20 protein-coding genes and 1 pseudogene are annotated in these 23,022 nt (G+C 68.2%); 5 read left to right on the forward strand and 16 right to left on the reverse strand.

Annotated elements, in window-relative coordinates:
* Positions 1–75: 75 nt before the first annotated feature.
* From ubiB to IDM45_RS09830, 12 genes are all read right to left on the reverse strand, one after another.
* Positions 76–1,644: a ubiquinone biosynthesis regulatory protein kinase UbiB gene (gene ubiB, locus IDM45_RS09775; RefSeq protein WP_209422672.1), complete on the reverse strand. Its 1,569-nt coding sequence runs from the start codon at positions 1,642–1,644 to the stop codon at positions 76–78.
* The gene (locus IDM45_RS09780) at positions 1,641–2,192 is read right to left on the reverse strand and encodes a hypothetical protein (RefSeq protein ID WP_209422673.1); all 552 of its coding nucleotides are present in this window, start codon (positions 2,190–2,192) and stop codon (positions 1,641–1,643) included. The genes ubiB and IDM45_RS09780 overlap by 4 nt, the downstream gene beginning before the upstream one ends.
* Before the next feature lie 80 nt (positions 2,193–2,272).
* Positions 2,273–3,298, reverse strand: a complete 1,026-nt coding sequence (locus tag IDM45_RS09785; RefSeq protein ID WP_232654073.1) for a Tim44 domain-containing protein — start codon at positions 3,296–3,298, stop codon at positions 2,273–2,275.
* 52 nt (positions 3,299–3,350) lie between these two features.
* Positions 3,351–4,082 carry a bifunctional demethylmenaquinone methyltransferase/2-methoxy-6-polyprenyl-1,4-benzoquinol methylase UbiE gene (gene ubiE, locus IDM45_RS09790; RefSeq protein ID WP_209422675.1) on the reverse strand — a complete coding sequence of 244 codons (732 nt, stop codon included), beginning with the start codon at positions 4,080–4,082 and terminating at the stop codon, positions 3,351–3,353.
* A gap of 156 nt (positions 4,083–4,238) precedes the next feature.
* A complete protein-coding gene (locus IDM45_RS09795; protein ID WP_408631668.1) occupies positions 4,239–4,694 on the reverse strand; it encodes a gamma-butyrobetaine hydroxylase family protein in 456 nt (151 codons plus the stop codon).
* Between the two features lie 145 nt (positions 4,695–4,839).
* The gene (locus IDM45_RS09800; protein ID WP_209422676.1) at positions 4,840–5,367 is read right to left on the reverse strand and encodes a nuclear transport factor 2 family protein; all 528 of its coding nucleotides are present in this window, start codon (positions 5,365–5,367) and stop codon (positions 4,840–4,842) included.
* Between the two features lie 2 nt (positions 5,368–5,369).
* The gene (locus tag IDM45_RS09805) at positions 5,370–6,152 is read right to left on the reverse strand and encodes an SDR family NAD(P)-dependent oxidoreductase (protein ID WP_209422677.1); all 783 of its coding nucleotides are present in this window, start codon (positions 6,150–6,152) and stop codon (positions 5,370–5,372) included.
* Positions 6,153–6,156: 4 nt separating this feature from the next.
* Entirely contained in the window at positions 6,157–6,693 is a 537-nt protein-coding gene (locus IDM45_RS09810; RefSeq protein WP_209422678.1) for a DUF3833 domain-containing protein, read from the reverse strand.
* A 271-nt stretch (positions 6,694–6,964) separates the two neighbouring features.
* Entirely contained in the window at positions 6,965–8,635 is a 1,671-nt protein-coding gene (locus IDM45_RS09815) for a methyl-accepting chemotaxis protein (RefSeq protein WP_209422679.1), read from the reverse strand.
* Between the two features lie 86 nt (positions 8,636–8,721).
* Positions 8,722–9,945 carry an SAM-dependent methyltransferase gene (locus IDM45_RS09820; protein WP_209422680.1) on the reverse strand — a complete coding sequence of 408 codons (1,224 nt, stop codon included), beginning with the start codon at positions 9,943–9,945 and terminating at the stop codon, positions 8,722–8,724.
* Positions 9,942–10,766 (reverse strand): DUF1365 domain-containing protein, encoded by an 825-nt coding sequence (locus IDM45_RS09825; RefSeq protein WP_209422681.1) that lies wholly within the window; start codon positions 10,764–10,766, stop codon positions 9,942–9,944. Before IDM45_RS09825 ends, IDM45_RS09820 begins: the two co-directional genes overlap by 4 nt.
* Positions 10,763–12,067: an NAD(P)/FAD-dependent oxidoreductase gene (locus tag IDM45_RS09830; protein WP_209422682.1), complete on the reverse strand. Its 1,305-nt coding sequence runs from the start codon at positions 12,065–12,067 to the stop codon at positions 10,763–10,765. Before IDM45_RS09830 ends, IDM45_RS09825 begins: the two co-directional genes overlap by 4 nt.
* Positions 12,068–12,190: 123 nt before the next feature.
* On the opposite strand from IDM45_RS09830, the gene IDM45_RS09835 reads away from it, so the two are divergent.
* The 5 genes and pseudogenes from IDM45_RS09835 (at position 12,191) to IDM45_RS09850 (ending at position 16,459) form a co-directional block, all read left to right on the forward strand.
* Complete coding sequence (locus IDM45_RS09835) at positions 12,191–13,162, forward strand: MerR family transcriptional regulator (protein ID WP_209422683.1); 972 nt, start codon at positions 12,191–12,193, stop codon at positions 13,160–13,162.
* 50 nt (positions 13,163–13,212) lie between these two features.
* A complete protein-coding gene (locus tag IDM45_RS09840; protein WP_209422684.1) occupies positions 13,213–13,857 on the forward strand; it encodes a lipocalin family protein in 645 nt (214 codons plus the stop codon).
* A 4-nt stretch (positions 13,858–13,861) separates the two neighbouring features.
* Positions 13,862–15,229, forward strand: a complete 1,368-nt coding sequence (locus IDM45_RS09845; RefSeq protein WP_209422685.1) for a DASH family cryptochrome — start codon at positions 13,862–13,864, stop codon at positions 15,227–15,229.
* A pseudogene (locus IDM45_RS17625) lies at positions 15,230–15,482 on the forward strand (hypothetical protein); the annotation flags it as partial.
* A gap of 71 nt (positions 15,483–15,553) precedes the next feature.
* Positions 15,554–16,459, forward strand: coding sequence for a TIGR01777 family oxidoreductase (locus IDM45_RS09850; protein ID WP_209422686.1), 906 nt, complete (start codon positions 15,554–15,556; stop codon positions 16,457–16,459).
* A gap of 90 nt (positions 16,460–16,549) precedes the next feature.
* Here IDM45_RS09850 and IDM45_RS09855 read toward each other — a convergent pair whose 3' ends face one another.
* The 4 genes from IDM45_RS09855 to serS all read right to left on the reverse strand — a co-directional run bounded on the left by IDM45_RS09855 (position 16,550) and on the right by serS (position 22,975).
* Positions 16,550–17,023, reverse strand: a complete 474-nt coding sequence (locus IDM45_RS09855; RefSeq protein WP_209424071.1) for an HIT family protein — start codon at positions 17,021–17,023, stop codon at positions 16,550–16,552.
* A gap of 29 nt (positions 17,024–17,052) precedes the next feature.
* On the reverse strand, positions 17,053–21,006 hold the full coding sequence (locus IDM45_RS09860) for a DUF3683 domain-containing protein (protein ID WP_209422687.1): 3,954 nt from the start codon (positions 21,004–21,006) through the stop codon (positions 17,053–17,055).
* A gap of 144 nt (positions 21,007–21,150) precedes the next feature.
* Entirely contained in the window at positions 21,151–21,528 is a 378-nt protein-coding gene (locus IDM45_RS09865) for a VOC family protein (RefSeq protein ID WP_209422688.1), read from the reverse strand.
* A gap of 76 nt (positions 21,529–21,604) precedes the next feature.
* On the reverse strand, positions 21,605–22,975 hold the full coding sequence (gene serS / locus IDM45_RS09870) for a serine--tRNA ligase (RefSeq protein ID WP_209422689.1): 1,371 nt from the start codon (positions 22,973–22,975) through the stop codon (positions 21,605–21,607).
* Positions 22,976–23,022 lie beyond the last annotated feature (47 nt).

Consider the following 23,022-nt stretch of genomic DNA (forward strand, 5'->3'; position numbering starts at 1 on the left):
CGCAACTCCCGAGGTAAAGAGGAAGGGTTGAGAAGAGGGAAGGGAGAGAGAAAAAAAGAAGCGTGCGCAGCAGGCTCAGAAGACCTGCACGCGCAGGTACAGCTGCATGAACAGCAGTCCCAGCACGAAGCCCAGGGCGCCATAGATCAGGCCCTGCAGCATCCGGTTGGTGCGCCGCTGCTCGGCCAGCAGGGCCAGCAGCTGCTGCTCGCGTGCGCGTTCGGGGCGCTCGCCCAGGTATTCATGCAGCAGGCGCGGCAGCTCGGGGATCAGCTTGGCGTAGCGCGGCGCCTCCAGCTGCAGCTCGCGCCACAGGCGCTTGGGGCCGAGCTGGTCAAGCATCCACTTTTCCAGGAAGGGCTTGGCCGTGCTCCACAAGTCCAGCTCCGGGTCGAGCTGGCGGCCCAGGCCCTCGATGTTGAGCAGCGTTTTTTGCAGCAGCACCAGCTGCGGCTGGATCTCGACCTGGAAGCGCCGCGAGGTCTGGAACAGGCGCAGCAGCACCATGCCCAGGGATATTTCCTTCAGGGGCCGGTCGAAGTACGGCTCGCACACGGCGCGAATCGCCGACTCCAGGTCGTTGACGCGCGTGGTCGGCGGCACCCAGCCGCTCTCGATGTGCAGCTCGGCCACGCGCTTGTAGTCGCGCCGGAAGAAGGCCGTGAAGTTCTGCGCCAGGTATTCCTTGTCGTACTCGGTCAGCGTGCCGACGATGCCGAAATCCAGCGAGATGTAGCGTCCGAAGGTGGCCGGCTCCAGGCTGACCTGGATGTTGCCCGGGTGCATGTCGGCGTGGAAGAAGCCGTCGCGAAAGACCTGGGTGAAGAAAATCGTCACGCCGTCGCGCGCGAGTTTCGGGATGTCCACCCCGGCATCGCGCAGCCGCTGCACCTGGCTGATGGGCACGCCCTTCATGCGCTCCATGACCAGCACCTCGGGATGGCAGAAATCCCAGAACACTTCAGGGATCAGCACCAGATCCAGGCCGGCCATGTTGCGCCGCAGCTGCGCGGCATTGGCGGCCTCGCGGATCAGATCGAGTTCGTCGTGCAGGTAGTTGTCGAACTCGGCCACGACCTGGCGAGGCTTGAGGCGCTTGCCGTCGGCGGACAGGCGCTCGACCCAGCCGGCCATCATGCCCATCAGCTCCAGATCCTTGTCGATGACCGGCAACATGCCCGGGCGCAGCACCTTGACGGCGACTTCGCGCTCGGCGCCATCGCGGTCGCGGATGACGGCAAAGTGAACCTGGGCGATGGAGGCGCTGGCCACTGGCGTGCGGTCGAAGGAGACGAAGACCTCGCCGATGGGCCGGCGAAAGGCGCGCTCGATGGTGGCCACAGCGATGGCCGGGTCGAACGGCGGCACGCGATCCTGCAGCAGCGCCAGCTCGTCGGCAATGTCAGGCGGCATCAGGTCGCGCCGCGTGGACAGGACCTGGCCGAACTTGACGAAGATCGGCCCCAGGCTCTCCAGCGCCAGGCGCAGGCGCACGCCGCGCGGCGCCTCCAGGCGCCGGCCCAGGGTGATCAGCCGGGTCAGGCGGTGCAGCCACGGATGGCTGAAACTGGACAGCACCACCTCATCGAGGCCATGGCGCAGCACCACCCGCAGGATGGCCAGGCCCCGGACAAAGCGCCTCATGGCGGCGAGCGATCCGCCGCGCCGGGTGCGCCACGCGCACCCACGAAGCGGCGCAGGGCCGCAGCCGCGCGCTCGGCCCCGGCAGCCAGGGTGCGTGCCGGCGCATCGCCGATCACGCGCGCCAGGTCTTCCTCCAGATCCCAGCGCACGTTGTCCACGACCCAGTTGATATCGGCGGCCAGCTGCACGTCGCCCTCGATGCGGATCGGCGGGCGCTCGCCAGCCAGGGCGCCACGCGCCAGGCTCAAGGGCGAGGTCTCGGCCACCTCCAGGCGCAGGTCGGGCGCGGCGCCCTCGGGGGCCAGGTCGAGCAGGCCGGCCGGCGTGACGGCCAGCGTCAGAAAGAAGTTGCGCCACTGCACGTGCGCCGTGCGCCCGGACTGGCGCGCCAGGCGCTCCATGGCGCCCTGCTCCTGCATCAGCACATGATTGAGCAGCAGCACGAGGCGGTGCTGCACCTCATGCACCAGCCAGGCGGGCGGCTGTGCGCCGGAGACGACGCGCTCCATGAGACCGTCCAGAAACGAAAAAGGGGACTGCATTGGCATAGTCCCCGATTATTCCCCGAAGTGGCGGCGGCACTGTCGGCTTTTTGCCCGCCAGCGCCGCACGCGCAACTGCACCTGGCTTATTGCAGCGCCTGCACCCCGGCGACCAGCCAGCCGCTGGTGCCGCTCTTGGGCTTGGTCATGTTCCAGACCTCGCGGAACGGGCTGGGGCCGGCGGAAGGCTCCTCGCGGATCATGCCGGAGAACTCGACGCTGGCCATGTAGCCGTCGCCCAGGTCTTCGATGCCCAGCAGCTGCGCCTCCAGCATGACCACATCGGTCTGGTTGGGCTGGGCGTCGCTGCGGTGCTGCTCGCGCTCGGCCAGCTGGGTGCGGATTTCCTGCAGCATGGCGTCGGTCATCATGGAGCGCAGCGTGGCGATGTCCGAGGCGTCCCAGGCCGCCTGCAGCGTGGTGAAGTTGCGCTTGGCGGCCTGCAAGAAGCCTTCGGTGTCGAAGCCTTCCGGCACGCCCCAGTTCTGCGAGCCGGCCAGGGCCGAGCCGATCATGGAGCCGCCCGCAGCCGCACCACCCGCCCCCTGGAAGGCCGTGGCAGCGCGCTCCCACGGGCGGGCCGAGGCGTCGTTGCCGATCTTCTCGGGGTTGTACTGGCGCGGCATCTGCACGTCCGCCGGCGGCGTGCCGGTGCCGGCGCCGGCGCCCTGGAAGGCAAAGGGCGCGGCGCTGCCGGCAGCGGCGGCCGGGCGGCGCGAGCGCATGACCATGCGGAACACGGCCACGGCCACCAGGGCCAGCAGGGCGAACATCAGGAACTGGGCGAAGCCTGCGCCCATGCCCAGCGAGTTGGCCAGCCAGGCCAGGCCCAGGCCGGCGGCCAGGCCGCCCAGCATGGCGCCCCAGGGCTTCTTGGGTGCAGCGGCGGCAGCGCCAGCGGCGCCAGCGGCGTTGGCCGGCTGTGCGGCGTTGGCGGGCGCGGCGTTTTGCGCCGGCGCGCCCGGAGCGCGCGGCGGCGTGGCCTCGCGCTGCGTGACGTTGCTGGACTGGCGTCCCATGGATTTGCCGCCGCCCAGGCGGCGCGCATCGGCGTCCACGTGCGCCAGGGCCAGCACGGCCACCAGCGCCACAGACCACAGCTTGCTGTTCATGTCATCTCCCGAAAATGAATGGATTGGTCGTGCGTTCGATGTACGTTCGACTTCAGCACTTGATTCCAACATGCAGGGCGACCACGCCGCCCGTCAGGTTGTGATAGTCCACATGTCCGAAGCCAGTTTGCTTCATGAGGGCTTTGAGCTCCTCCTGGCCCGGGTGCATACGGATGGATTCGGCCAGGTACTGGTAGCTGGCGGCATCGCCCGCCACCAGGGAACCCAGGCGCGGCAGCACCTTGAAGGAATACCAGTCATAGACCCCGGAAAGGGGCTTGGCCACCTTGGAAAACTCCAGCACCAGCAGCCGGCCCCGGGGCTTGAGCACACGGCACATCTCGGCCAGCGCCGCGTCCTTGTGCGTCATGTTGCGCAGGCCGAAGGCCACGCTGACCAGGTCGAAGTGGTTGTCCGGGAACGGCAGTTGCTCGGCATCGCACACCGCCGTGGGCAGCACCACGCCGGCGTTGATCAGGCGATCGCGCCCGGTGCGCAGCATGGCTTCGTTGATGTCGGTATGCACGACCTGGCCGCTGGCGCCGACTTTTTTCACAAAGGCCAGCGCCAGATCGCCCGTGCCGCCAGCGATGTCCAGCACCCGGTCGCCCTCGCGCAGGTTGGCCACCATGACGGTGTAGGCCTTCCAGGCGCGGTGCAGTCCGGCGGACATCAGGTCGTTCATCAGGTCGTACTTGGGCGCGACCGAGTCGAACACGCCGCGCACGCGGCGCGCCTTGTCGTGCTCGTCAACCGACTGGAATCCGAAGTGCGTGGTGCTCATGGCGCAGATGCTAGAAGAGTGATCGCCGGCGCGTACAGGGGCAACCCCGCGCCGGCATGGGACATGTGTGGCGAATCGGCCAAAGCGCATGGGCCGTCACGGGCAACCCATGTGCGCCCGGGCGCCGGCAATGCAAGCGATGCCGGCGCGCCGGCGTCAATGACTGGAGCAGCCCTCGCCGCTGGCGCGCACCGGCATGGGTGCATCGCGCTCCAGGCCGGCCTCGGCCAGGCGGTGCTCGTACTGGCGCATCAGTGCGTCCTGGTCGCGCCCCAGCTCATACAGATAGGCCCAGGTGAACAGGCCGCTGTCGTGCCCATCGGAAAACACCGGGCGCAGCGCGTAGTGGCCTACCGGCTCCAGGGCTACCAGCGTCACCTCACACTTGCCCGTCTGCAACACCTCCTGGCCCGGGCCATGGCCCTGCACCTGCGCCGAGGGCGAGTACACGCGCATCAGCTCGAACGGGATGCGAAAGGTCGCCCCGTCGGAAAACGCCACCTCCAGCACGCGCGAATGCTCGTGTACGGTGATGGCCTGCGGGGTGGCGGCAGGGCCGTTGGCGGATGCTGCGGTCATGGGCTGACTGTAGTCCTGGGAGTTGGGGCGCATGGTGGCGGTGTGTCGAAGTCCGGGGCAAAGACAGCTATGGTAGCGGCGCTGCTGTACAGGCCCGGCCTGCAAAGGCCTGATCGGGCGTGCTGCTATGCCTAGACCAGCGCACCCGAGGATGGGGCGCGGCGCCAACGCGGCACTCTCAGCCGTTGGCCGTCATGGAGGCGTGCGGCTGCGCGTGGGCCGAGGCACTTCGGCGCAACCAGCGCATCAGTCCACCCAGTACGGGAAACTGCTCGTACAGACCCTGCGCTGCGTCCCAGTAGTCGCGATGCCAGCACACTCGGCCCTGCTCGTCAAAGCGCACCAGCGTTGCGCCCTGGATGCACTGCGCGACATGCGTGCGCCAGCGGCGCAGGCGAAAGTGGAACTCCCAGTACAAAAAAGCCTGGCCGGCCTGCGCGAGGTGCCCGGTGACGACAAAACGCGGCTGCTCCAGCGTTTCGAACATGTGGACAAAGACGCGCGTGATGGCGGGCAAGCCGCGCACGTCGTTGAACGGATCGCGAAAATGTGCGTCGGGCGCATAGCAGCGCTGCAACTGTGACAGGCCATCAGCGCTGAGGTGCTCGTAGACCTCAATCAGCCGCCGCGTGGCGGCTTCTGTGGCATCGTGGGCTTGGGCTGACCGGGCGCCGGCGGCGCGTTTGGCAGAAGTGGCGTCTTGCATGATCAAAGTCCGGTAATGCGATGCACCAGAAAAAAATACCAACGATACGGCAGGCAGCGCACGAGTTTGAGCACACCCGTGAAGCGCCGTGGAAAGTGCAGCTCGAAGCGGCCACGCTCCCAACCGCGCACGATGGCACGCGCAGCTTCCTCGGGCGTGAGCAGCGCTGGCATCGGAAACGGGTTGCGCGCTGTCAGCGGTGTATCGACAAAGCCTGGATTGACCAAACTCACGCCCACCCCCTGAGGGCGCAAGTCCAGAAACAGGTTTTCCGCCAGATTGATCAGCGCTGCCTTGGTCGGCCCGTAGGCCAGGCTCTGCGGCAGCCCGCGCCAGCCCGCTACGCTGGCCACCAGGCTCAGGTGCGGCGAGCGCCCGGCGTGCGCCGCCTGCAGCAGTCCCGGCAACACCGCCCTGAGCACCTGCAGCACGCCGGTAACGTTCACACGCTGGTGCTGCAGCAACTCGGGCAGGTCTAGCGTCTGCGTCGTCATCGGGCGGTAGTGGCCGGCGCAGTAGCACACCAGATCGAGCGGGCCATCGGCCAGCAGTTGCTGCGCCGCGTAGACGACCGAGCGCGCATCGGTGACATCGAGCCTGATCGCCTGGCTGCCCGGGTGCTCGTGCACGAAGGCGTCGAGCCGCGGCTGCTGGCGCGCCGACACACACACCCGGGCGCCACGCGCGTGCAAGAGTGCCGCCACGGCGCGCCCGATGCCGCTGGAGGCGCCGATCAGCCACACGCGCCGGCCTTGCCAATCGGTGATGGGAGGGTTGAGCGCCATGGCCTCACTCCTTGGTGAAAGACAGCAAGACCTCGCCCAGCGTGATGCCAAACTTGCTCATGCGGGCGCGATTGAGCAGCACCCGCTCGTCGATCAGAAACATCCAGTCATCGAACTGCACCTCGTACTGACGGCCATCCAGCGGCAGGCGCAGCGTGTAGTTCCAGCGAAAGGCGTTGCCTGCCGTCTGGCCTTGCGCCTCGCCCACGACATCGTCGGCGCGGCCGCTGTAGCGGCCATCCGGATGCTTGGTCAGGCGCCAGACGCGACGCTCGGTGCTGCCGTCGGCGTAGTGGAAAGCCTCGTCCAGTACGCCCTGGCCACCGTCCCAGCGGCAATCCAAGAGCACGGTGAAGCGGCGCACCACCTCGCCGCCGCGCTTTTGAAAAATGCCGTGGGCGCGCACCCGGCCGTTGAAGTAGCGATCGAGCTCGAGCAGTGGGCGCTGCTGAGCATAGTCGCTCACCTGCGCGCTGGCGCAGCCGGCCAGCGTGGCCGAGCCTGCCAGCAGAGCAAAGAGGGCGTGGCGGCGAGGGGTCATGGGGTCACTCCTGAAGATCGGGTTGCCGGGGCGATCAGCAGCCACTGCAGCAGCGCGGCGGCGATTAACTTGAGCGCGTACGGCGCACAGCGCGCAACCAGCCGGGGCCGTGCCACAGACGCATACCTTGGCCTGGTTGGTACAGGCCGGTGAGCCGCTCGCCGGGCTGCACATCGGGCAGGCAGCACCTACTGCGCCAGCGCAGCTTTTCACCGATAAAAAACGACTTCAGGCCATGACAGACAAGCGCCATCAGCTATTACTTTAGTAGTCAATTGAGGGCCATACTCAGGCGCGGCAGGGCAGCGCCTGCGGCGTGCGCTGGCAGTGCCAGGCCCTGCGCTACGGCGCCCAAGAGCGCGCCGCCCACCTGGGCTGCGGGCGCCAGGCGGAACACGCTCACTGCTTCGGCCAGCTCTGCCGCTTGTTGCCTGAGGGTGTGCGCGGCAGTGGCGCTTTGCTCGACCAGGGCTGCGTTGTGCTGCGTGGCGTGATCCAGGTGGGCCACGGCGGCGCCCACCTGGGCAATGCCTTCGGTCTGCTCGGCCGTGGCGGTGCTGATGTGGGTCATCAGCACCGCCACGCGCTGCACCTGGGCCACGATGTCGGTCATGGTGGTGCCGGCGTCGCCCACCAGGTGTGCGCCCTGCTCGACCTTGGTCATGCTGGCGTTGATCAAGTCCTTGATCTCCCGGGCGGCCTCGGCGCTGCGCTGTGCCAACGCACGCACTTCGCTGGCCACCACGGCAAAGCCCCGGCCCTGCTCGCCGGCGCGCGCGGCTTCCACAGCCGCGTTGAGCGCCAGGATGTTAGTTTGGAAGGCGATGGAGTCGATCACGCCAATGATGGTCACCATCTTGTGGCTGCTGGCGGTGATCTCGTCCATAGTGCGGACGACCTGGGCCACCACTGTGCCGCCCTTGTGCGCGGCGGCGCTGGCCGAGGCCGCCAGTTGTGTCGCCTGGCGGGCCGAGTCGGCGTTGTTCTTGACCGAGGCAGTCATCTGATCCATGGACGCTGCCGCCTGCCGCACGTCGGCTGCCTGCTCCTCGGTGCGTTGTAGCAGGCCGGAGTTGCCATCTGCGATCTCCTGGGCTCCCCGGGAGACGGCCTGGCTGGCCTGGCGCACCTTGTCCACCACCATGGCCAGGCTGCTTTGCATGACTCCCAACGAGGCGAGGACGCTGCCCGGCTGGGCCTGCGCGGCAGCCACCACCGGCTGCAGGTCACCCTGCGCCACATCGCGCGCTACCTCGGCTAGGGCCGCAGGCTCGGCGCCGAGTTGGCGCACGATGCTGCGCGCCACGCTCCAGGCTACAGCCACGCTCAGCAGCAAAGCCAGCAGCAGTGCCGAGAACATCACGCCCAGAAAGCTGCCTGCCTCGTCCATGGCGTGCTGATTGACTGCCTGAATGCGCGCTTCCTTGAAGTCGATGAGCTGGTTGATCGCCGCCAACCATTGCACGTATTGCGGCTTGGCCTGCGTCCACAGGTTCTGCGCCGCAGCCCCGTCACCGGCCTGCACCTGGGCCACGATGGCCTGCGTGCTGGCCACGGCCTTGGCCTCGGCGCTGCGGATATCGGCATACAGCCGCCCCAGCTCGGGCGCAGCGCCGGCGCGGGTGACGAGCTTTTCCAGCGGCGCCGCCGACTGGGCGTAGAAGTCGGCCAGCGCGGCGATGGTGGCGATTTCCTGGTCGCGCTCGGCAGGCGTGGGGCTGAGCACCACATCGCGCACGGCGATCGAGCGGTCGTGCGCCGAACCCCGGAAGTTGATGGCGTAGCGCTGCACCTGCACATGGATGTCGTTGTTGGCGCGCAGCGCCTGATTGATGCGATCCACCTTGACCAGAGCGATCGCCGTGAGTGCCACGAGCAGGCCCAGGATCAGGGCAAATCCCGCGTACAAGCGGGCTGCGACAGAGAAGCGAGAAAACGGCATGGAGGTCTCTTTGAAAGGCTAGGGGGATGGACAAAGAGGTGGGCAGTGGGGCGGGCAGTCGGCAGCTCGGGCACACTCGCACCGGCTCAGTCCTTGACCAGCGTGTACTGCACTACGCTGGTGTTTCCGACGTCGAAGGCGGCTTCGCAATAGCTCAGGTAGAACTCCCAGGTGCGCTGGAAGGCAGGGCCGAAACCCTGGGCCTGCACCTGGGCACGCTGTGCGGTGAACTGCCGGTGCCAACGGCGCAGGGTCTCGGCGTAGTCGGTGCCGAAGGCAAACTCCGCCAGCACACGCAGGCCGGCCTGCTGCGCCTGGGCGCGAAAGTGCTGCGGGCTGGGCAGGCAGCCGCCCGGGAAGATGTACTGCTGGATGAAGTCCGTGCCGCGTACGTAGCGCTCGAACAGCGCATCGTCAATCACGATGCTTTGCACACAGGCGCGCCCGCCCGGCTTGAGTAGCCGCGCCAGCGTGGCAAAGTACTGCGGCCAGTAGCCCTGACCGACGGCCTCGAGCATTTCGATCGAGCAAATGGCGTCGAACGGCGCGTCCTGGATATCGCGGTAGTCCTGCAGCCGCAGCTCGGCGCGCTGCTGCAGGCCGGCGCACTGCAGGCGCTCGCGGCCATAGGCCAGTTGCTCGCTCGACAGCGTCACGCCCGTGACATGGGCCTGGAACTCGCTTGCCGCCATCTCGGCCAGCGCACCCCAGCCACAGCCAATATCCAACACCCGGTGGTGGGGCTGCACACCAGCGCTGTACAGCGCACGGCGCATCTTGGCGCGTTGCGCGACCACCAAATCGCCCGACAGATCGCCCTGGAACCACGCTGACGAGTAGTTCATGCTCGGATCGAGCCAGAGCCTGTAGAAGTCGTTGCCCAGGTCATAGTGGGCATGGATGTTGCGCCGGCTGCCGCTGCGCGAGTTGTGCTGCAGCAGGTGGCGCAGCCGGTAGGCCCACCGCCCCCACCAGGTGCCGTAGACCAGCGACTGCAGCGCCTTGCGGTTGATCAGCAGCAGCCGCAGCAGATCGGCCAGGTGTGGCGTGCTCCAGTGCTGCGCGATGTAGGCCTCGGCCAAGCCGATGTCGCCCGAACGCAGCACTGCGCTCAGGGCGCGCCAGTCATGCAGACGCACACTGGCGTGCGGCGCCGTGCCTTGGCCGAACTGCAGTGCGCTGCCGTCGGGCAACTCCAGGTGCAGCGTGCCGCAGTGCAAGCGCTGCAGCAGGCGCAGCGCCTGGCGCACAGGGCGCGGCAAATTAGAGGGCAAGGACAGGCCCAAAGACGTGGAACTAGCGATGTTCATGATGGACGATCCGGTGGGAGCGAACGGGTGATAGGCAGCAGCGGCGGCTGCGCCTTGGCGTGAAACGGCACCTGCTTGCCCCACAGCAGCAAGGCGTGCCAAAGGATGCGGGCCATCACGCCAAAGCTCAGCAGCGGATAACGCCACAGCGCATGGCGCCGACTGGCTGCGGTCAGGGGCTGCAGCCGCCCGGACAGACCAGTGAGCAACACCGGCCCGCTGGCGTCGTGGTAGTCGATGCGTACGCGCGCCGAGCGCAGACCGTGCGGGCCGCCGCGCTGGAATTCAAAGCGGTAGCTGCCCTGTACGGTGCAAAACGGCGAGACGTGAAAAGTCTTGTCGGCGCGCAGCTCTTGACCGTAGCGCGGCGCATCCAACAAGTAGGCGTGACGCTCGCCAAACGTGTTGTTCACCTCGGCAACGATGGCGCGCAGGCTGCCGTCGGCGCGGTGGCAATACCAAAAGCTCACCGGCTTGAAGCTGTAGCCCAGCACGCGCGGATAGCACTGCAGCCAGACTTCGCCGAGTGCGTCGTCAATGCCAGCGCTGTGCAGCAACTCCTCCAGCCAAGCCAATGCACCGCCCTGTGCCATACCCGCGCCGCTGCCGTGGTCGGCATCGCGAAACGCCAGCGCCCCTGGGCGGTTGAGTGCCAGCACCCCGGCTGCCTCAGGGCGCACGCGCAATGTGCGCATGGGCAGCAGCAAAAAGAACGTCGGCACGATGAAGCGATGTCGGCGCGGGCGCAGCCGGGTGTGCCAGACATGGCCGAAGCCGATGTACGGCACCAATGCGCAGGCATCGACGGGCTTGGCGCTCACGCCGCCTCCCGGTGCTGGTGCTGCGCCAGCAGCGCGTCGGCGGCGCGCCAGCCCGATTGCAGGCCATCTTCGTGAAAACCATAGCCCATCCAGGCACCGGCATACCAGGTGTGCTGCACACCTTGGAGCTGGTGCAACTGGCGCTGCGCGGCCAGGGCCGCCAGATCGAACACCGGGTGCTCGTAGTCGTACTCGCCCAGCACGCAGGCTGGATCGATGGGGCTGACCGGGTTGAGCGAAACCAGCACCGGGTGCGCGAACGGCAGCGGCTGCAGACGGTTGAGCCAGTAGTGCAGGCACACGCGCGCCGACTCGCGAGCGTCATCGGCGGCGCGCTCGTAATTCCAGGCGGCCCAGGCGGCGCGGCGCTGTGGCATGACACGGCTGTCAATGTGCAGCACGGCGCGGTTGGGCTGGTAGCGGATGGCACCCAGGAGCTGCTGCTCGGCAGCGCTGGGCTGGGCCAACAGGCGCAGCGCTTGGTCGCTGTGCACAGCCAGCACCACCGCATTGAAATACTCGGCGCCATGATCGGTGCGCACCAGCACGCCCGCAGCGCTGCGCTCAATGCAACGCACCGGCGTGTTCAGCCGCGCGTCCAGGCCGGACACGATGGCTTGGACATATTGACGCGCGCCGCCTGCCACCGTGTGCCAACGGGGCCGATCGTGCACCTGGATCAGGCCGTGGTTGTGGCAAAAGCGCACCAGCGTGGCGATGGGAAAGCGCAGCATCTGATCCGTAGGGCAGCTCCAGATACAGCCCAGCATGGGCAGCAAATACCAGTCGCGAAACGCTGCGCTGAAGCGGTGCTGCTGCAAAAAGTCGCCCAGCGGCTGCGCCAGCGCCTGCTCCTGGCCCGTCTCGGCCAAAGCCGTGCATAGACGGTTAAAGCGCAGCAGCGCGGCCAACATGCCGGCAAAGCGCGGGCGCAGCAAATTGCGCCGCTGGGCAAACACAGTGGCCAAACTGGAGCCACTCCACTCCAGCGCCGCCGCGCCCAGCACACCGGCACCTGGCACGCGCACCGAAAACGACATGTCGGAGTGCGCCGTGGGAATGCCCAGCTCGGCCAGCAGGGCGATCAGCCCCGGGTAGGTGCGCTCGTTGAAGACCAAAAAGCCGGTATCCACTCCATGCGTCACGAACTGATTGCGGGCGTCGGGCAGACACACATCGACCGTGTGCGTGTGCCCGCCGAAATAACTGCCGGCCTCCAGCAGAGTGACGCGGGCCTGCCCGCGCAGCCGATGCGCGGCAGCTAGGCCGGAGATGCCAGAGCCGATGATGGCAACTTTCATAGGGGGTCGATCGGGTGATGGTTGCGGGCAGTGGACAACAGGGCGTTGCACAATGGCTGCCGGTAAATGTACTAGACAAAAAAGTTTTGTCTTAGACAATTTTCATATGCGTTGCACACAACCATGAGTCCCAGCCCCACTCACCCATCCCCTCAAGCTCCGTCCGAAACCGCAGGGCTGTCTATTTCCGCCGTCGAGCGCGAGACCGGCCTGGCCAAGGACACGCTACGCGTCTGGGAGCGACGCTACGGCTTTCCCGTGCCTGTGCGCGATACTGGTGGTGACCGGCTCTACCCGGTCGGGCAGGTGCAGCAGCTCAAGCTAATCAGCCGGTTGCTCGATGCCGGCTTGCGTCCGGGCAAGGTGGTAGGGCTCGAGCCCGCAGCACTGCAGCAACTGCTGGCACAGCGCAGCGCGTCTGCCGCACCAAGTTTGTCCATGACAAAAAGAAAGGATCCTGCTGACACCAGCTTGCTCGAAGAGTGGCTGCAGATCATTGGCAAGCACGACCCGCAAGCGCTGCGCTACGCTCTCACCCACGCCCAGGTGCGCCTGGGCTTGGCCGGTTTTGTGACCGATTTGGTGGCGCCGCTGTCCACAGCAGTGGGCGAGGCTTGGGTGCAGGGACGCTTTGATATCCACGAGGAACACCTCTACACCGAGGTCATGACCGGCGTGCTGCGCCACGCCATCGCCTCGCTGGCGCCGTTGCCAGCAGCCCAAGGCCCCAAGGTACTGCTGACCACCGTGCCGCAAGAGCAGCACAGCCTGGGGCTGTTGATGGTCGAGGCGCTGCTGGCGCTGGAGGGCTGCACGTGTGTATCCCTGGGCACACAGACCCCGCTGAGCGACATCGTCCAAGCGGCGCTGGCCCACCAGGCGGATGTGGTGGCGCTGAGTTTCAGCAACGTTCACAAGGCCAGCGCGGTGCTGGCCAGCCTGCGCACGCTGCGTACACAGTTGTCGCCTACCACCGCTTTGTGGGTCGGCGGTGCGTGCAGCGCGCTGTACCAGACGTCCCTGCCCGGTGTGAGTGCTCTGGCACACCTGTCGGGATTGCAGCCGCTGGTGGCGCAGTGGCGCCACGATCATTGACTTGTTTTCCTCCAACCAAGCGCCTTAAGGTGCAGCGAAAGGCCCCTCCCATGCCTCCCTGCCTTGCCCTCACTCTCGCTGCATGGGCAGCGCCGCGCCAGCATACGGCGCCGCTGCGCCCGCTGCTGCCCAGTTTTGTCCTGCTCGGGTGGCGCCTGGCCTGGGCGGCGCTGCTGGCTGCCACCGCGTTGCTGCTGGCCGGCTGCGCCAGCACCCAGCCGCCGCCCGGCGTGGTGCCGGTGGCGCCGTTCGACGTGCAGCGCTATGCGGGCCGCTGGTACGAGCTGGCGCGCCTGGATCACCCCTTCGAGCGTGGCCTGAGCGACATCTCCGCCCACTACAGCGTGCAGCCCGACGGCAGCGTGCGCGTGGTCAACCGCGGCTACGCCAGTGCCAGCGGCCAGTGGCGTGAAGCCGTGGGCCGCGCCCTGTTCACGGGCGCACCCACCACCGGCTCGCTCAAGGTGTCGTTCTTCGGGCCGTTCTACGGCGGCTACCACGTCGCCGCGCTCGATGCCGACTACCGCTGGGCGCTGGTCGTCGGCCCGGACACTGGCTACGCCTGGATCCTGGCGCGCGAGCCGCAACTGCCCGCCGCGCAGCGCGAGGCCATCGTGGCGCGCGCCCGCGCCCTGGGCGTGGACACCCAGGCGCTGATCTGGGTGGCGCACACACGCCAAGACCCGGCTTATTGATGCGATGAGCGGCACCACTGTGCTGTGGCTGCGCGCCGATCTGCGCCTGCACGAGCAGCGGGCGCTGTACGCGGCGTGCGCCCCGGGCACGCGCCACGTGCTGCCCGTGGTGTGCCTGCCCGATGTCCAGGCGTGCAGCCCCTGGGGCTTCACCCGGCTCGGCCTGCACCGCCGCGCCTGGCTCGCCTGTACCATCCAAAACCTGTCAAAGGCATTGCAGGACAAGGGCCAGCAGCTATTGATCTTGCAGCAACCTGCCGTGCGGGCGCTGCCCGCCCTGGCGCGCGCTGCGGGCGCGCGCCGTGTGGTCTGCGAAGCCATTGCCGCACCCGAGGAAGAAACCGAAGTCGCTGCCCTGCGCGTGGCCGGCCTGCAGGTGCATACCATCTGGCACAGCAGCTTGCTCGATCCGCACAGCCTGCCCTGGCCGGTCGCGCAACTGCCGCCGGTATTCACGGCCTTTCGTCAGGCTGTGGAGCGCGCCGCCGTGCAGCCGCCTGCGCCCCTGCCCCTGCCCGTGCCCGGGCACCTGCCGCCCTGGCCCAAGCGCGTGCCGGGGCAGTCGCCTTGCGATCAAGCGGCCCTGTTGGCCGATTTTGCTGGCGCGCCGGTGCCTGCCGACGCACGCAGCGCCTTCCCCTACGCCGACGCCGCGCTGCACCCCGGCGCTGCCGGCGAGGCTGGTGCCCTGGCGCATCTGGCGCAATACCTGGCACGCGGCCTGCCGCACCGCTACCAGCGCACGCGCAACGATCTGCTGGGTCTGGACTATTCGAGCAAATGGTCGCCCTGGCTGGCCACCGGCGCGCTGTCGCCGCGCCTGGCGCTGGCGCGGCTGCGCCAGTTTGAAGCCGAGCACGGCGCCCATGAGGGCAGCTACGGGCTGTGGTTCGAGCTGCTGTGGCGCGACTACTTTCGCTTCCTGCACCTGCGCCACGGCGGCGCGCTGTACCGGGCGCGCGGCTTGGGGCCGGCGCGCGCCACACCGCACGACGCAGCAGCGTTTGCCGCCTGGTGCGCCGGGCGCACTGGCCAGCCGCTGGTGGACGCCGCCATGCGCGAGCTGGCCGCCACCGGCTACCTGAGCAACCGCCTGCGCCAAGTGGTGGCCAGCTACCTGATCCACGACTTGCGCTGCGACTGGCGCGCCGGCGCGGCCTGGTTCGAGCGCCAGTTGCTCGACTACGACGTATATAGCAACCAGGGCAACTGGCTGTACATCGCCGGGCGCGGCACTGACCCGCGAGGCGGGCGGCGCTTTGATCCATTGCGCCAGAGCGCGCTGTACGACCCGGATGGCACCTACCAGCGCCTGTGGGGCACAGCCCCTGTGCCCGTGGCCGGGCAGCGCGGTGCCATGATGCTCCCATGACGCAGCCTGATTGGCAGGCTGTCGGCCAAGGTCGGCAGCATCGGCGACAACCGCCTGGGCGGCTGGCTCAGCTACCGTGCCTGCAAGGCGGTGCTGAACATGGCCGTCAAGACGGCTGCCATCGAGCTGGCGCGCACGCATCGACCGAGCACCCGACACAACAGCGGGCGAGCTGCTGGCGGTGCTCGATGGCCTGACGCCTGAGGGCAGCGGCGGTTTTTTTGCCTACGATGGCCAATGCCTGCCCTGGTGAGCCGCCCCCTTTTGCCACTGCGTTCACGACCCTGTTGACGCCCCCGCTTTACGCCCTCAAGGAGTCCCGTCATGCGTGTTCTCATCACCGGCGGCACCGGCCTGATTGGCCAAGCCCTGTGTCGCCACTGGCAGCGCCAGGGCCACCAGATCTGGGTCTGGAGCCGCACGCCGCAGCGCGTTGCATCCCTGTGCAGCGGCGCCACCGGTGTGGCGCACTTGCAGGAGCTGGGCGCCGATGCGCGGCTGGACGCCGTGGTCAACCTGGCCGGCGCGCCGATTGCCGACCGCCCCTGGAGCGAGGCGCGCCGCGCGCTGCTGTGGCAAAGCCGCGTCGATCTGACACGCACTTTGGTGGACTGGCTGGCGCAGCAGGCAACGGCGCCGCGCGTGCTGGTTTCGGGCTCGGCGGTGGGCTGGTATGGCGACGGCGGCGAGCAGCCGCTCGATGAGGGCAGCGCGCCCGCCGGCCAAGACTTCGGCGCGCGGCTGTGCGCCGCCTGGGAGCGCGAGGCCGAGCGCGCGCGCGACAGCGGCACGCGCGTGGTGCTGCTGCGCACGGCGCCGGTGCTGGCGCCCAGCGGCGGCCTGCTGGCGCGGCTGCTGCCGCCGTTTCGCCTGGGCCTGGGCGGGCGCCTGGGCAGTGGCCGGCAGTGGATGCCGTGGGTTCACCTCGACGACGAGGTGGCGCTGATCGAGCACGCGCTGCAGCACGCCGAATGCAGCGGCCCGCTCAACGCCTGCGCGCCCGGGGCGGTGCGCAATGCCGAGTTCACGCAAACGCTGGCGCGTGCGCTGCACCGCCCGGCGCTGCTGCCGGCGCCGGCCTGGGCGCTGCGCCTGGCGCTGGGCGAGATGTCGGTGCTGCTGCTGGGCGGCCAGCGGCTGGCGCCGCGCCGGGCGCAGGAGTTGGGTTTTGTCTGGCGCCAGCCCCAACTGGCCGGGGCGCTGGAGCAACTGCTGCAGCCAAAAAAATAATCAAATCAGGCCAAAAGCCTTTCCCATCAAGCGCTAGCAGCTATGGTTTTTGAAAACCACACAAGGCGCGCCAGTGGTTTTGCGCCGCCCTCACCCTGCGCTGGCGGCCCAGTGCATCAGCCGCTCGCGCAGCGCCGCGTGCAGCGCCGGCAGTTGCGCGCTCAACGCCGCCTCGCGCTCGGGTGCGCGCGCGCGCTGCGCTGCGGCCCAGATGGGCGCGGGCCAGTGGCTGTCCCAGTCGTGGCGCGCGATGACGTGCCAGTGCAGGTGCGCCACCACGTTGCCCAAGCTGGCCAAGTTGATCTTGGCCGGCTGCAGCCGCTCGCGCAGCGTTTGCTCGACCAAGGCCACGGCGGCCAGGCAGTGCGCGCGCGCGTCCTCGGCCAAGTCTGAAAATTCCGCCACGTGCGCGTTCCAGACCACGCGGTAGAACACCGGGAAACCCGGCTCGTCGGCGTGAATGACGCGCAGCCGCGCACCGCGCCAGATGAGCGTGCCGCCATCGCTGGCGCACAGCGGGCACGTTGAACTCCAGGACGCATCAGTGCCGAGCGTGGGCGCCACCGAGCCAGCGCCGAGCGTGGGGGCCGCGTTCACACCAGCACCCGCTCGATGCCGCCGGCGTTGGCACGCTGCACGAACTCAGGCAGCCAGTTCTCGCCCAGGATATGGCGCGCCATCTCGACCACGATGTAATCGGCCTCCAGCAGGCCGTTACTGAGGTCGTCCTGATAGCGCGAGATGCCCTGCAGGCAGCTCGGGCAGCTGGTCAGGATCTTGATGTTGCCCTGCTGGGGTACGGCGCCGCTGGCGCGCAGTTGCGCCTCGCCCTTGCGAATCTCCTCTTCCTTGCGAAAGCGCACCTGGGTGGCGATGTCGGGGCGCGTCACGCCCAGGGTGCCGGACTCGCCGCAGCAGCGCTCGCTCTTGAGCACCTGCTCGCCCACCAGCGCGCGCACGGTCTGCATCGAGTCGCCCTGCTTCATCGGGTTGTGGCAGGGCTCGTGGTACAGGTAGCCGCCCTGCCCGCCCGGCAAGGTGATGCCCTTTTCCAGCAGGAATTCATGGATGTCGATCATCCGGCTGCCCGGGAAGATCTTGTCGAACTGGTAGCCCTGCAGCTGGTCGTGGCAGGTGCCGCAGGACACGACCACGGTCTTGATGTCCAGGTAGTTCAGCGTCGTGGCCACCCGGTGGAACAGCACCCGGTTGTCGGTGATCATTTTTTCCGCCTTGTCGAACTGGCCGCTGCCGCGCTGCGGGTAGCCGCAGCACAGGTAGCCCGGCGGCAGCACCGTCTGCACGCCGGCATGCCACAGCATGGCCTGCGTGGCCAGGCCGACCTGCGAAAACAGCCGCTCCGAGCCACAGCCGGGGAAATAGAACACCGCCTCGCTGTCCGCCGCCGTCTGCGGGTTGCGGATGATGGGCACGTAGTCCTTGTCCTGGATGTCCAGCAGCGCGCGCGCCGTCTTGGTGGGCAGGCCGCCGGGCAGCTTCTTGTTGACGAAGTGGATGACCTGCTCGCGGATCGGCGCCGGCCCCACAGTGGCGGGCGGCTGCGCCGTCTGCCTGCGCGCCACGCTGCGCAGCGCATCGACGGCCAGGCGCTGCGCCTTGAAGCCCACGCCGACCATGCCGGCACGCAGCGTGTTGATGGTGCGCGGGTCGGTGGCATTGAGCATGGCCATGGCCATTTTGTTGCCCACGCGCCAGCTTTTCTTGTCCATCTTGCGCAGCAGGTTGCGCATGTTCATGGTCACGTCGCCGAAGTCGATCTTGACCGGGCAAGGGTTGTAGCAGCGGTGGCAGACCGTGCAGTGGTCGGCCACGTCCTCGAACTCCTGCCAGTGGTGGCTGGACACGCCCCGGCGCGTCTGCTCCTCGTACAAGAAGGCCTCGGCCAGCAGCGACGTGGCCAAAATCTTGTTGCGCGGGCTGTACAGCAAATTGGCGCGCGGCACGTGCGTGGAGCACACCGGCTTGCACTTGCCGCAGCGCAGGCAGTCCTTGACGCTGGCGACGATGGCGCCCAGGTCGCTTTGCTGCAGGATCAGCGACTCGTGCCCCATCAGGCCAAAGCTGGGCGTATAGGCGTTGGTCAGGTCGGCGTAGCGCAGCGACTGGCGCGTCGCCGCCACCTTGCCAGTGCCGGTTTTTTTGGTCAAATCGGCCTCAAACCCTTTGCCACCAAGCGCTGGAAGCTCCTGATTTCGCAGCAACTTGCCCCAGTTGAAATGCCCGTGCGGATCGACGCGGCGCTTGTACTCGGCAAACGGCGCCAGCTCCTCGTCGGTCAGGAACTCCAGCTTGGTGATGCCGATGCCGTGCTCGCCCGAGATCACGCCGCCCAGCGAGCGCGCCAGCGCCATGATGCGCGCCACCGCCTCATGCGCGGTCTGCAGCATCTCGTAGTCGTCGCTGTTGACGGGGATGTTGGTATGCACGTTGCCGTCGCCGGCGTGCATGTGCAGCGCCACCCACACCCGGCCCTTGAGCACGCGCTGGTGGATGGCCTGCACGGCCTCCAAAATGGGCTGATACGGCGCGCCGGCGAAGATGGCTTCGAGCGGCTTCTTGATCTGCGTACGCCAGCTGGCGCGCAGGGTGTGATCCTGCAGCTGCTCAAACAGCACGGCCACGTTGTCCAGCCATTCCTGCCAGGTCTGGCGCACCTCTTCGATCAGTGCCTGCGCCTGCGCCACGCGGTCGCCCAGCAGCACTTCGGTGGGGATCGCCGCAGCGTCGTCCTGGCGGGCAAAGGGCAGATTGCCGGCGGCGAAGAACTGCTGCAGCTGCTCGCACAGCTGCAGCTTGTTGCGCAGGCTCAGCTCGATGTTGATGCGCTCGATGCCGTCCGTGTACTCCCACATGCGCGGCAGCGGGATGACCACGTCCTCGTTGATCTTGAAAGCGTTGGTGTGCCGCGAGATCGCCGCCGTGCGCTTGCGATCCAGCCAGAACTTCTTGCGCGCCTCGGGGCTGACCGCGGTGAAGCCCTCGCCCGAGCGCGAATTGGCGATGCGCACCACCTCGGCGGCGGCGCGCGCCACGGCGTCCTGATCGTCACCCACGATGTCGCCGATCAGCACCATCTTGGGCAGGCGGCCGGCGCCCTTCTTGCTCTTGGTGGCGTAGCCCACGGCCTTGAGATACCGGTCGTCCAGGTGCTCCAGGCCGGCCAGCAGCACGCCTGAGCGCTGCGCCTCGGCGAACATGAAGTCCTTGATCTCGACGATGCTGGGCACGGCGCCCTTGGCACTGCCGAAGAACTCCAGGCAGACGGTGCGCGTGTGCTCGGGCATCCGGTGCACGATCCAGCGCGCGCTGGTGATCAGGCCGTCCGTGCCTTCCTTTTGCACGCCCGGCAGGCCGGACAGGAACTTGTCCGTCACGTCCTTGCCCAGGCCCTCCTTGCGGAACGTGCTGCCGGGGATGTCCAGGCGCTCGGTGCGGATCGGCGTCTTGCCGTCGGCCTGGAAGTACTGCAGCTCGAAGCTGGCCATGGGCGCGTCGTGGATCTTGCCCAGGTTGTGCCCCAGGCGCGTGACCTCCAGCCACAGGCCATCGGGCGTGACCATGCGCCAGCTGGCCAGGTTATCGAGCGCCGTGCCCCACAGCACCGCCTTCTTGCCACCGGCATTCATGGCGACGTTGCCGCCCACGCAGGAGGCCTCGGCGCTGGTCGGATCGACGGCAAAAACAAAACCCGCCGCCTCGGCGGCATCGGCCACGCGCTGGGTGACCACGCCGGCCTCGCTCCAGATGGTCGGCACCTCGTGCGCCACGCCGGGCAGGCGGCGCATTTCCACGGCGCTCAGGGCTTCGAGCTTTTCGGTGTTGATGACGGCGCTGCGCCAGGTCAGCGGAATGGCCCCGCCGGTATAGCCCGTGCCGCCGCCGCGCGGGATGATGGTCAGCTCCAGCGCGATGCACTCGCGCACCAGCGCGGCCATTTCCCTCTCCGTGTCCGGCGTGAGCACGACGAAGGGGTATTCGACGCGCCAGTCGGTCGCGTCCGTCACGTGCGACACGCGCGACAGGCCGTCGAACTTGATGTTGTCGCGCGCCGTGAACGGCGCCAGGCGTTTTTGCACTTCGCGGCGCAGGCGCTCGGCCTCGGCCAGCGTGGCATCGAACTGGCTGATGGCGTCCTGCGCGGCGTCGATGAGCTGGCCCACGCGCCGGTCGCGCTCGGCATCCTCGTGCGGCAGGCGGCGCTTTTCGATCTCGGCCATGCGGTGGCGCAGGGCATCGACCAGCAGCTTTCTGCGCTCGGGGTTGTGCAGCAGGTCGTCCTGCAGATAGGGGTTGCGCTGCACCGCCCAGATGTCGCCCAGCACCTCGTACAACATGCGCGCCGAGCGGCCCGTGCGGCGCTCGCGGCGCAGCTGGTCGAGCACGCCCCAGGCACTGGCGCCCAGCAGCCGGATGACGATCTCGCGGTCGGAAAACGAGGTGTAGTTGTACGGAATCTCGCGCAGCCGCACCGGCTCGGCGCTGCGGGCAGCCTCGTGTGTGGCCGCCAGCGCAATCGGAACATTCATGGGGAGGTCAACCTGCAAGGTCGGGCGCTGCCTGCGCCCTCGGGTCTCGGGGCCGGCAATTTTAAGGGCTGACCTCGGGGCCGGGCTGTGCGTCGTGCGGCAGGCCCGCGCCGGGCGCCGGACGCTCAACGCACAACCTTCCCCTTATGCCCCCTGCGCCGGCTGGTGCAGCACGCAGATCTTGTTGCCGCTGGGGTCGAGCAGCGAGCCAAGATAGATGCGGCCATCGGGGCCGCCGTCGTGCCAGGCCGGGGCGTCGTCGCAGGAGCGGCCACCGGCAGCCAACGCTGCGGCATAGGCGGCGTCCACGTCCTCGGGCGACAGCGTGCCGAAGCCGGTCGTGCCCACGCGCGGGCGCTCCTGGTCGTCCCGGGTGAGCGCGAAGGTGCCGGTGTCGGCCACGTAGAAGCAGCGCTCGCCCTGCTGGATGCCCACGGGCAGGCCCAGCACGCCGAAGAAGGCGTCGTAGAAGGTGCGGGCTTTTTCCAGGTCGTTCACTCCGAGCACGACATAGCTGAACATGGCAGGTTTCCTTTGTGGGTTGGATGACAAAACACTGCCACCTTAACCGCGCTGCACGCCAGGCAATCGGGCGATATCAGGCTGGCCTGCCCATGCTTTTCGCGCCATCGCCGCGCACATCACCACGCACATCGCCGCCCAGCACCCCGACGCCGCCCAGGTAGGGGCGCAGCGCCTCGGGGACGGTGATGCTGCCGTCGGCATTCTGGTAGTTCTCCAGCACCGCCACCAGCGTGCGGCCCACGGCCAGGCCCGAGCCGTTCAAGGTATGCACCAGCTCGTTCCTGCCCTGCGCGTTCTTGAAGCGCGCCTGCATCCGCCGCGCCTGGAAGGCCTCGCAGTTGCTGACCGAGCTGATCTCGCGAAATGTCCCCTGCGCCGGCAGCCACACTTCCAGGTCGTAGGTCTTGGCGGCGCCAAAGCCCATGTCGCCGCTGGACAGCAGCATCACGCGGTACGGCAGGCCCAGCCGCTGCAAGATGGCCTCGGCGTGGCCGGTCATCTCCTCCAGCGCCTCGTAGCTGCGCTCGGGATGCACGATCTGCACCATCTCCACCTTGTCGAACTGGTGCTGGCGGATCATGCCGCGCGTGTCGCGCCCGTGGCTGCCGGCCTCGGAGCGAAAGCACGGCGTGTGCGCCGTGAAACGCAGCGGCAGCTGCCCTTCGGCCAGCACCTCGCCGCGCACGAAGTTGGTGAGCGGCACCTCGCTGGTCGGGATCAGGTACAGCTGCGTGTGATCCGGCTCGGGCTCGCCCTCCTGGCCGCCCTTTTTCGCGGCGAACAGGTCGCCCTCGAACTTGGGCAACTGGCCGGTGCCGCGCAGCGACTCGCCGTTGACGGCATAGGGCACGTAGCACTCGGTGTAGCCGTGCTCCAGCGTCTGCACATCCAGCATGAAGGCCGCCAGCGCCCGGTGCAGGCGCGCGATCGGCCCGCGCATGACCGTGAAGCGCGCGCCCGCCAGCCTGGCGCCCAGCTCGAAGTCCAGCCCCAGCGGCGCGCCCAGATCGACGTGGTCGCGCACCGCAAAATCGAACGCGCGCGGCTGGCCCCAGCGGCGCACCTCGACGTTGGCCGACTCGTCAGCCCCCAGCGGCACGCTCTCGTGCGGCAGATTGGGCAAGGCGGCCAGCATGGCGGCCAGCTCGGCCTGGAGCTGCTCCAGCCGCGTGGCCGAGGCGTCCAGCTCGCCCTTGAGGGCATTGACTTCGGCGCGGGCCGCCTCGGCGGCAGCGCGCTCGCCCTGGCCCATCAGCGCGCCGATTTCCCTGGAGCGCTGGTTGCGCTGCGCCTGCAGCTCCTCGGTGCGCGTCTGGATGGCCTTGCGCTCGGCCTCCAGCGCCTGGAAGGCGGCAACGTCCAGGAAGGGCTGCGGGTTTTTGCGGGTTTCCAGCCGGGCGATGGCGGCGGGCAGGTCTTTGCGAAGAAGGAGGATATCGAGCATAGGCGGCGATTCTAGGGGCCGCCCCGGCGCCGATACCATGCGCGCAT

This window comes from Melaminivora jejuensis (assembly GCF_017811175.1).
GTDB classification, from domain to species: domain Bacteria; phylum Pseudomonadota; class Gammaproteobacteria; order Burkholderiales; family Burkholderiaceae_C; genus Melaminivora; species Melaminivora jejuensis.

Coding starts and splice junctions, on each gene's coding strand:
- IDM45_RS09805 (WP_209422677.1), bottom strand. CDS start 6,152: ATGGCGCTCAACCCTCCCATCACCGATTGGCAAGGCCGGCGCGTGTGG.
- IDM45_RS09815 (WP_209422679.1), bottom strand. CDS start 8,635: ATGCCGTTTTCTCGCTTCTCTGTCGCAGCCCGCTTGTACGCGGGATTT.
- IDM45_RS09830 (WP_209422682.1), bottom strand. CDS start 12,067: ATGAAAGTTGCCATCATCGGCTCTGGCATCTCCGGCCTAGCTGCCGCG.
- IDM45_RS09865 (WP_209422688.1), bottom strand. CDS start 21,528: ATGTTCAGCTATGTCGTGCTCGGAGTGAACGACCTGGAAAAAGCCCGC.
- IDM45_RS09820 (WP_209422680.1), bottom strand. CDS start 9,945: ATGAACATCGCTAGTTCCACGTCTTTGGGCCTGTCCTTGCCCTCTAAT.
- IDM45_RS09850 (WP_209422686.1), top strand. CDS start 15,554: ATGCGTGTTCTCATCACCGGCGGCACCGGCCTGATTGGCCAAGCCCTG.
- ubiB (WP_209422672.1), bottom strand. CDS start 1,644: ATGAGGCGCTTTGTCCGGGGCCTGGCCATCCTGCGGGTGGTGCTGCGC.
- IDM45_RS09860 (WP_209422687.1), bottom strand. CDS start 21,006: ATGAATGTTCCGATTGCGCTGGCGGCCACACACGAGGCTGCCCGCAGC.
- IDM45_RS09840 (WP_209422684.1), top strand. CDS start 13,213: ATGCCTCCCTGCCTTGCCCTCACTCTCGCTGCATGGGCAGCGCCGCGC.
- IDM45_RS09780 (WP_209422673.1), bottom strand. CDS start 2,192: ATGCCAATGCAGTCCCCTTTTTCGTTTCTGGACGGTCTCATGGAGCGC.
- IDM45_RS09845 (WP_209422685.1), top strand. CDS start 13,862: ATGAGCGGCACCACTGTGCTGTGGCTGCGCGCCGATCTGCGCCTGCAC.
- IDM45_RS09835 (WP_209422683.1), top strand. CDS start 12,191: ATGAGTCCCAGCCCCACTCACCCATCCCCTCAAGCTCCGTCCGAAACC.
- ubiE (WP_209422675.1), bottom strand. CDS start 4,082: ATGAGCACCACGCACTTCGGATTCCAGTCGGTTGACGAGCACGACAAG.
- IDM45_RS09785 (WP_232654073.1), bottom strand. CDS start 3,298: ATGAACAGCAAGCTGTGGTCTGTGGCGCTGGTGGCCGTGCTGGCCCTG.
- serS (WP_209422689.1), bottom strand. CDS start 22,975: ATGCTCGATATCCTCCTTCTTCGCAAAGACCTGCCCGCCGCCATCGCC.
- IDM45_RS09800 (WP_209422676.1), bottom strand. CDS start 5,367: ATGCAAGACGCCACTTCTGCCAAACGCGCCGCCGGCGCCCGGTCAGCC.
- IDM45_RS09810 (WP_209422678.1), bottom strand. CDS start 6,693: ATGACCCCTCGCCGCCACGCCCTCTTTGCTCTGCTGGCAGGCTCGGCC.
- IDM45_RS09795 (WP_408631668.1), bottom strand. CDS start 4,694: ATGCGCCCCAACTCCCAGGACTACAGTCAGCCCATGACCGCAGCATCC.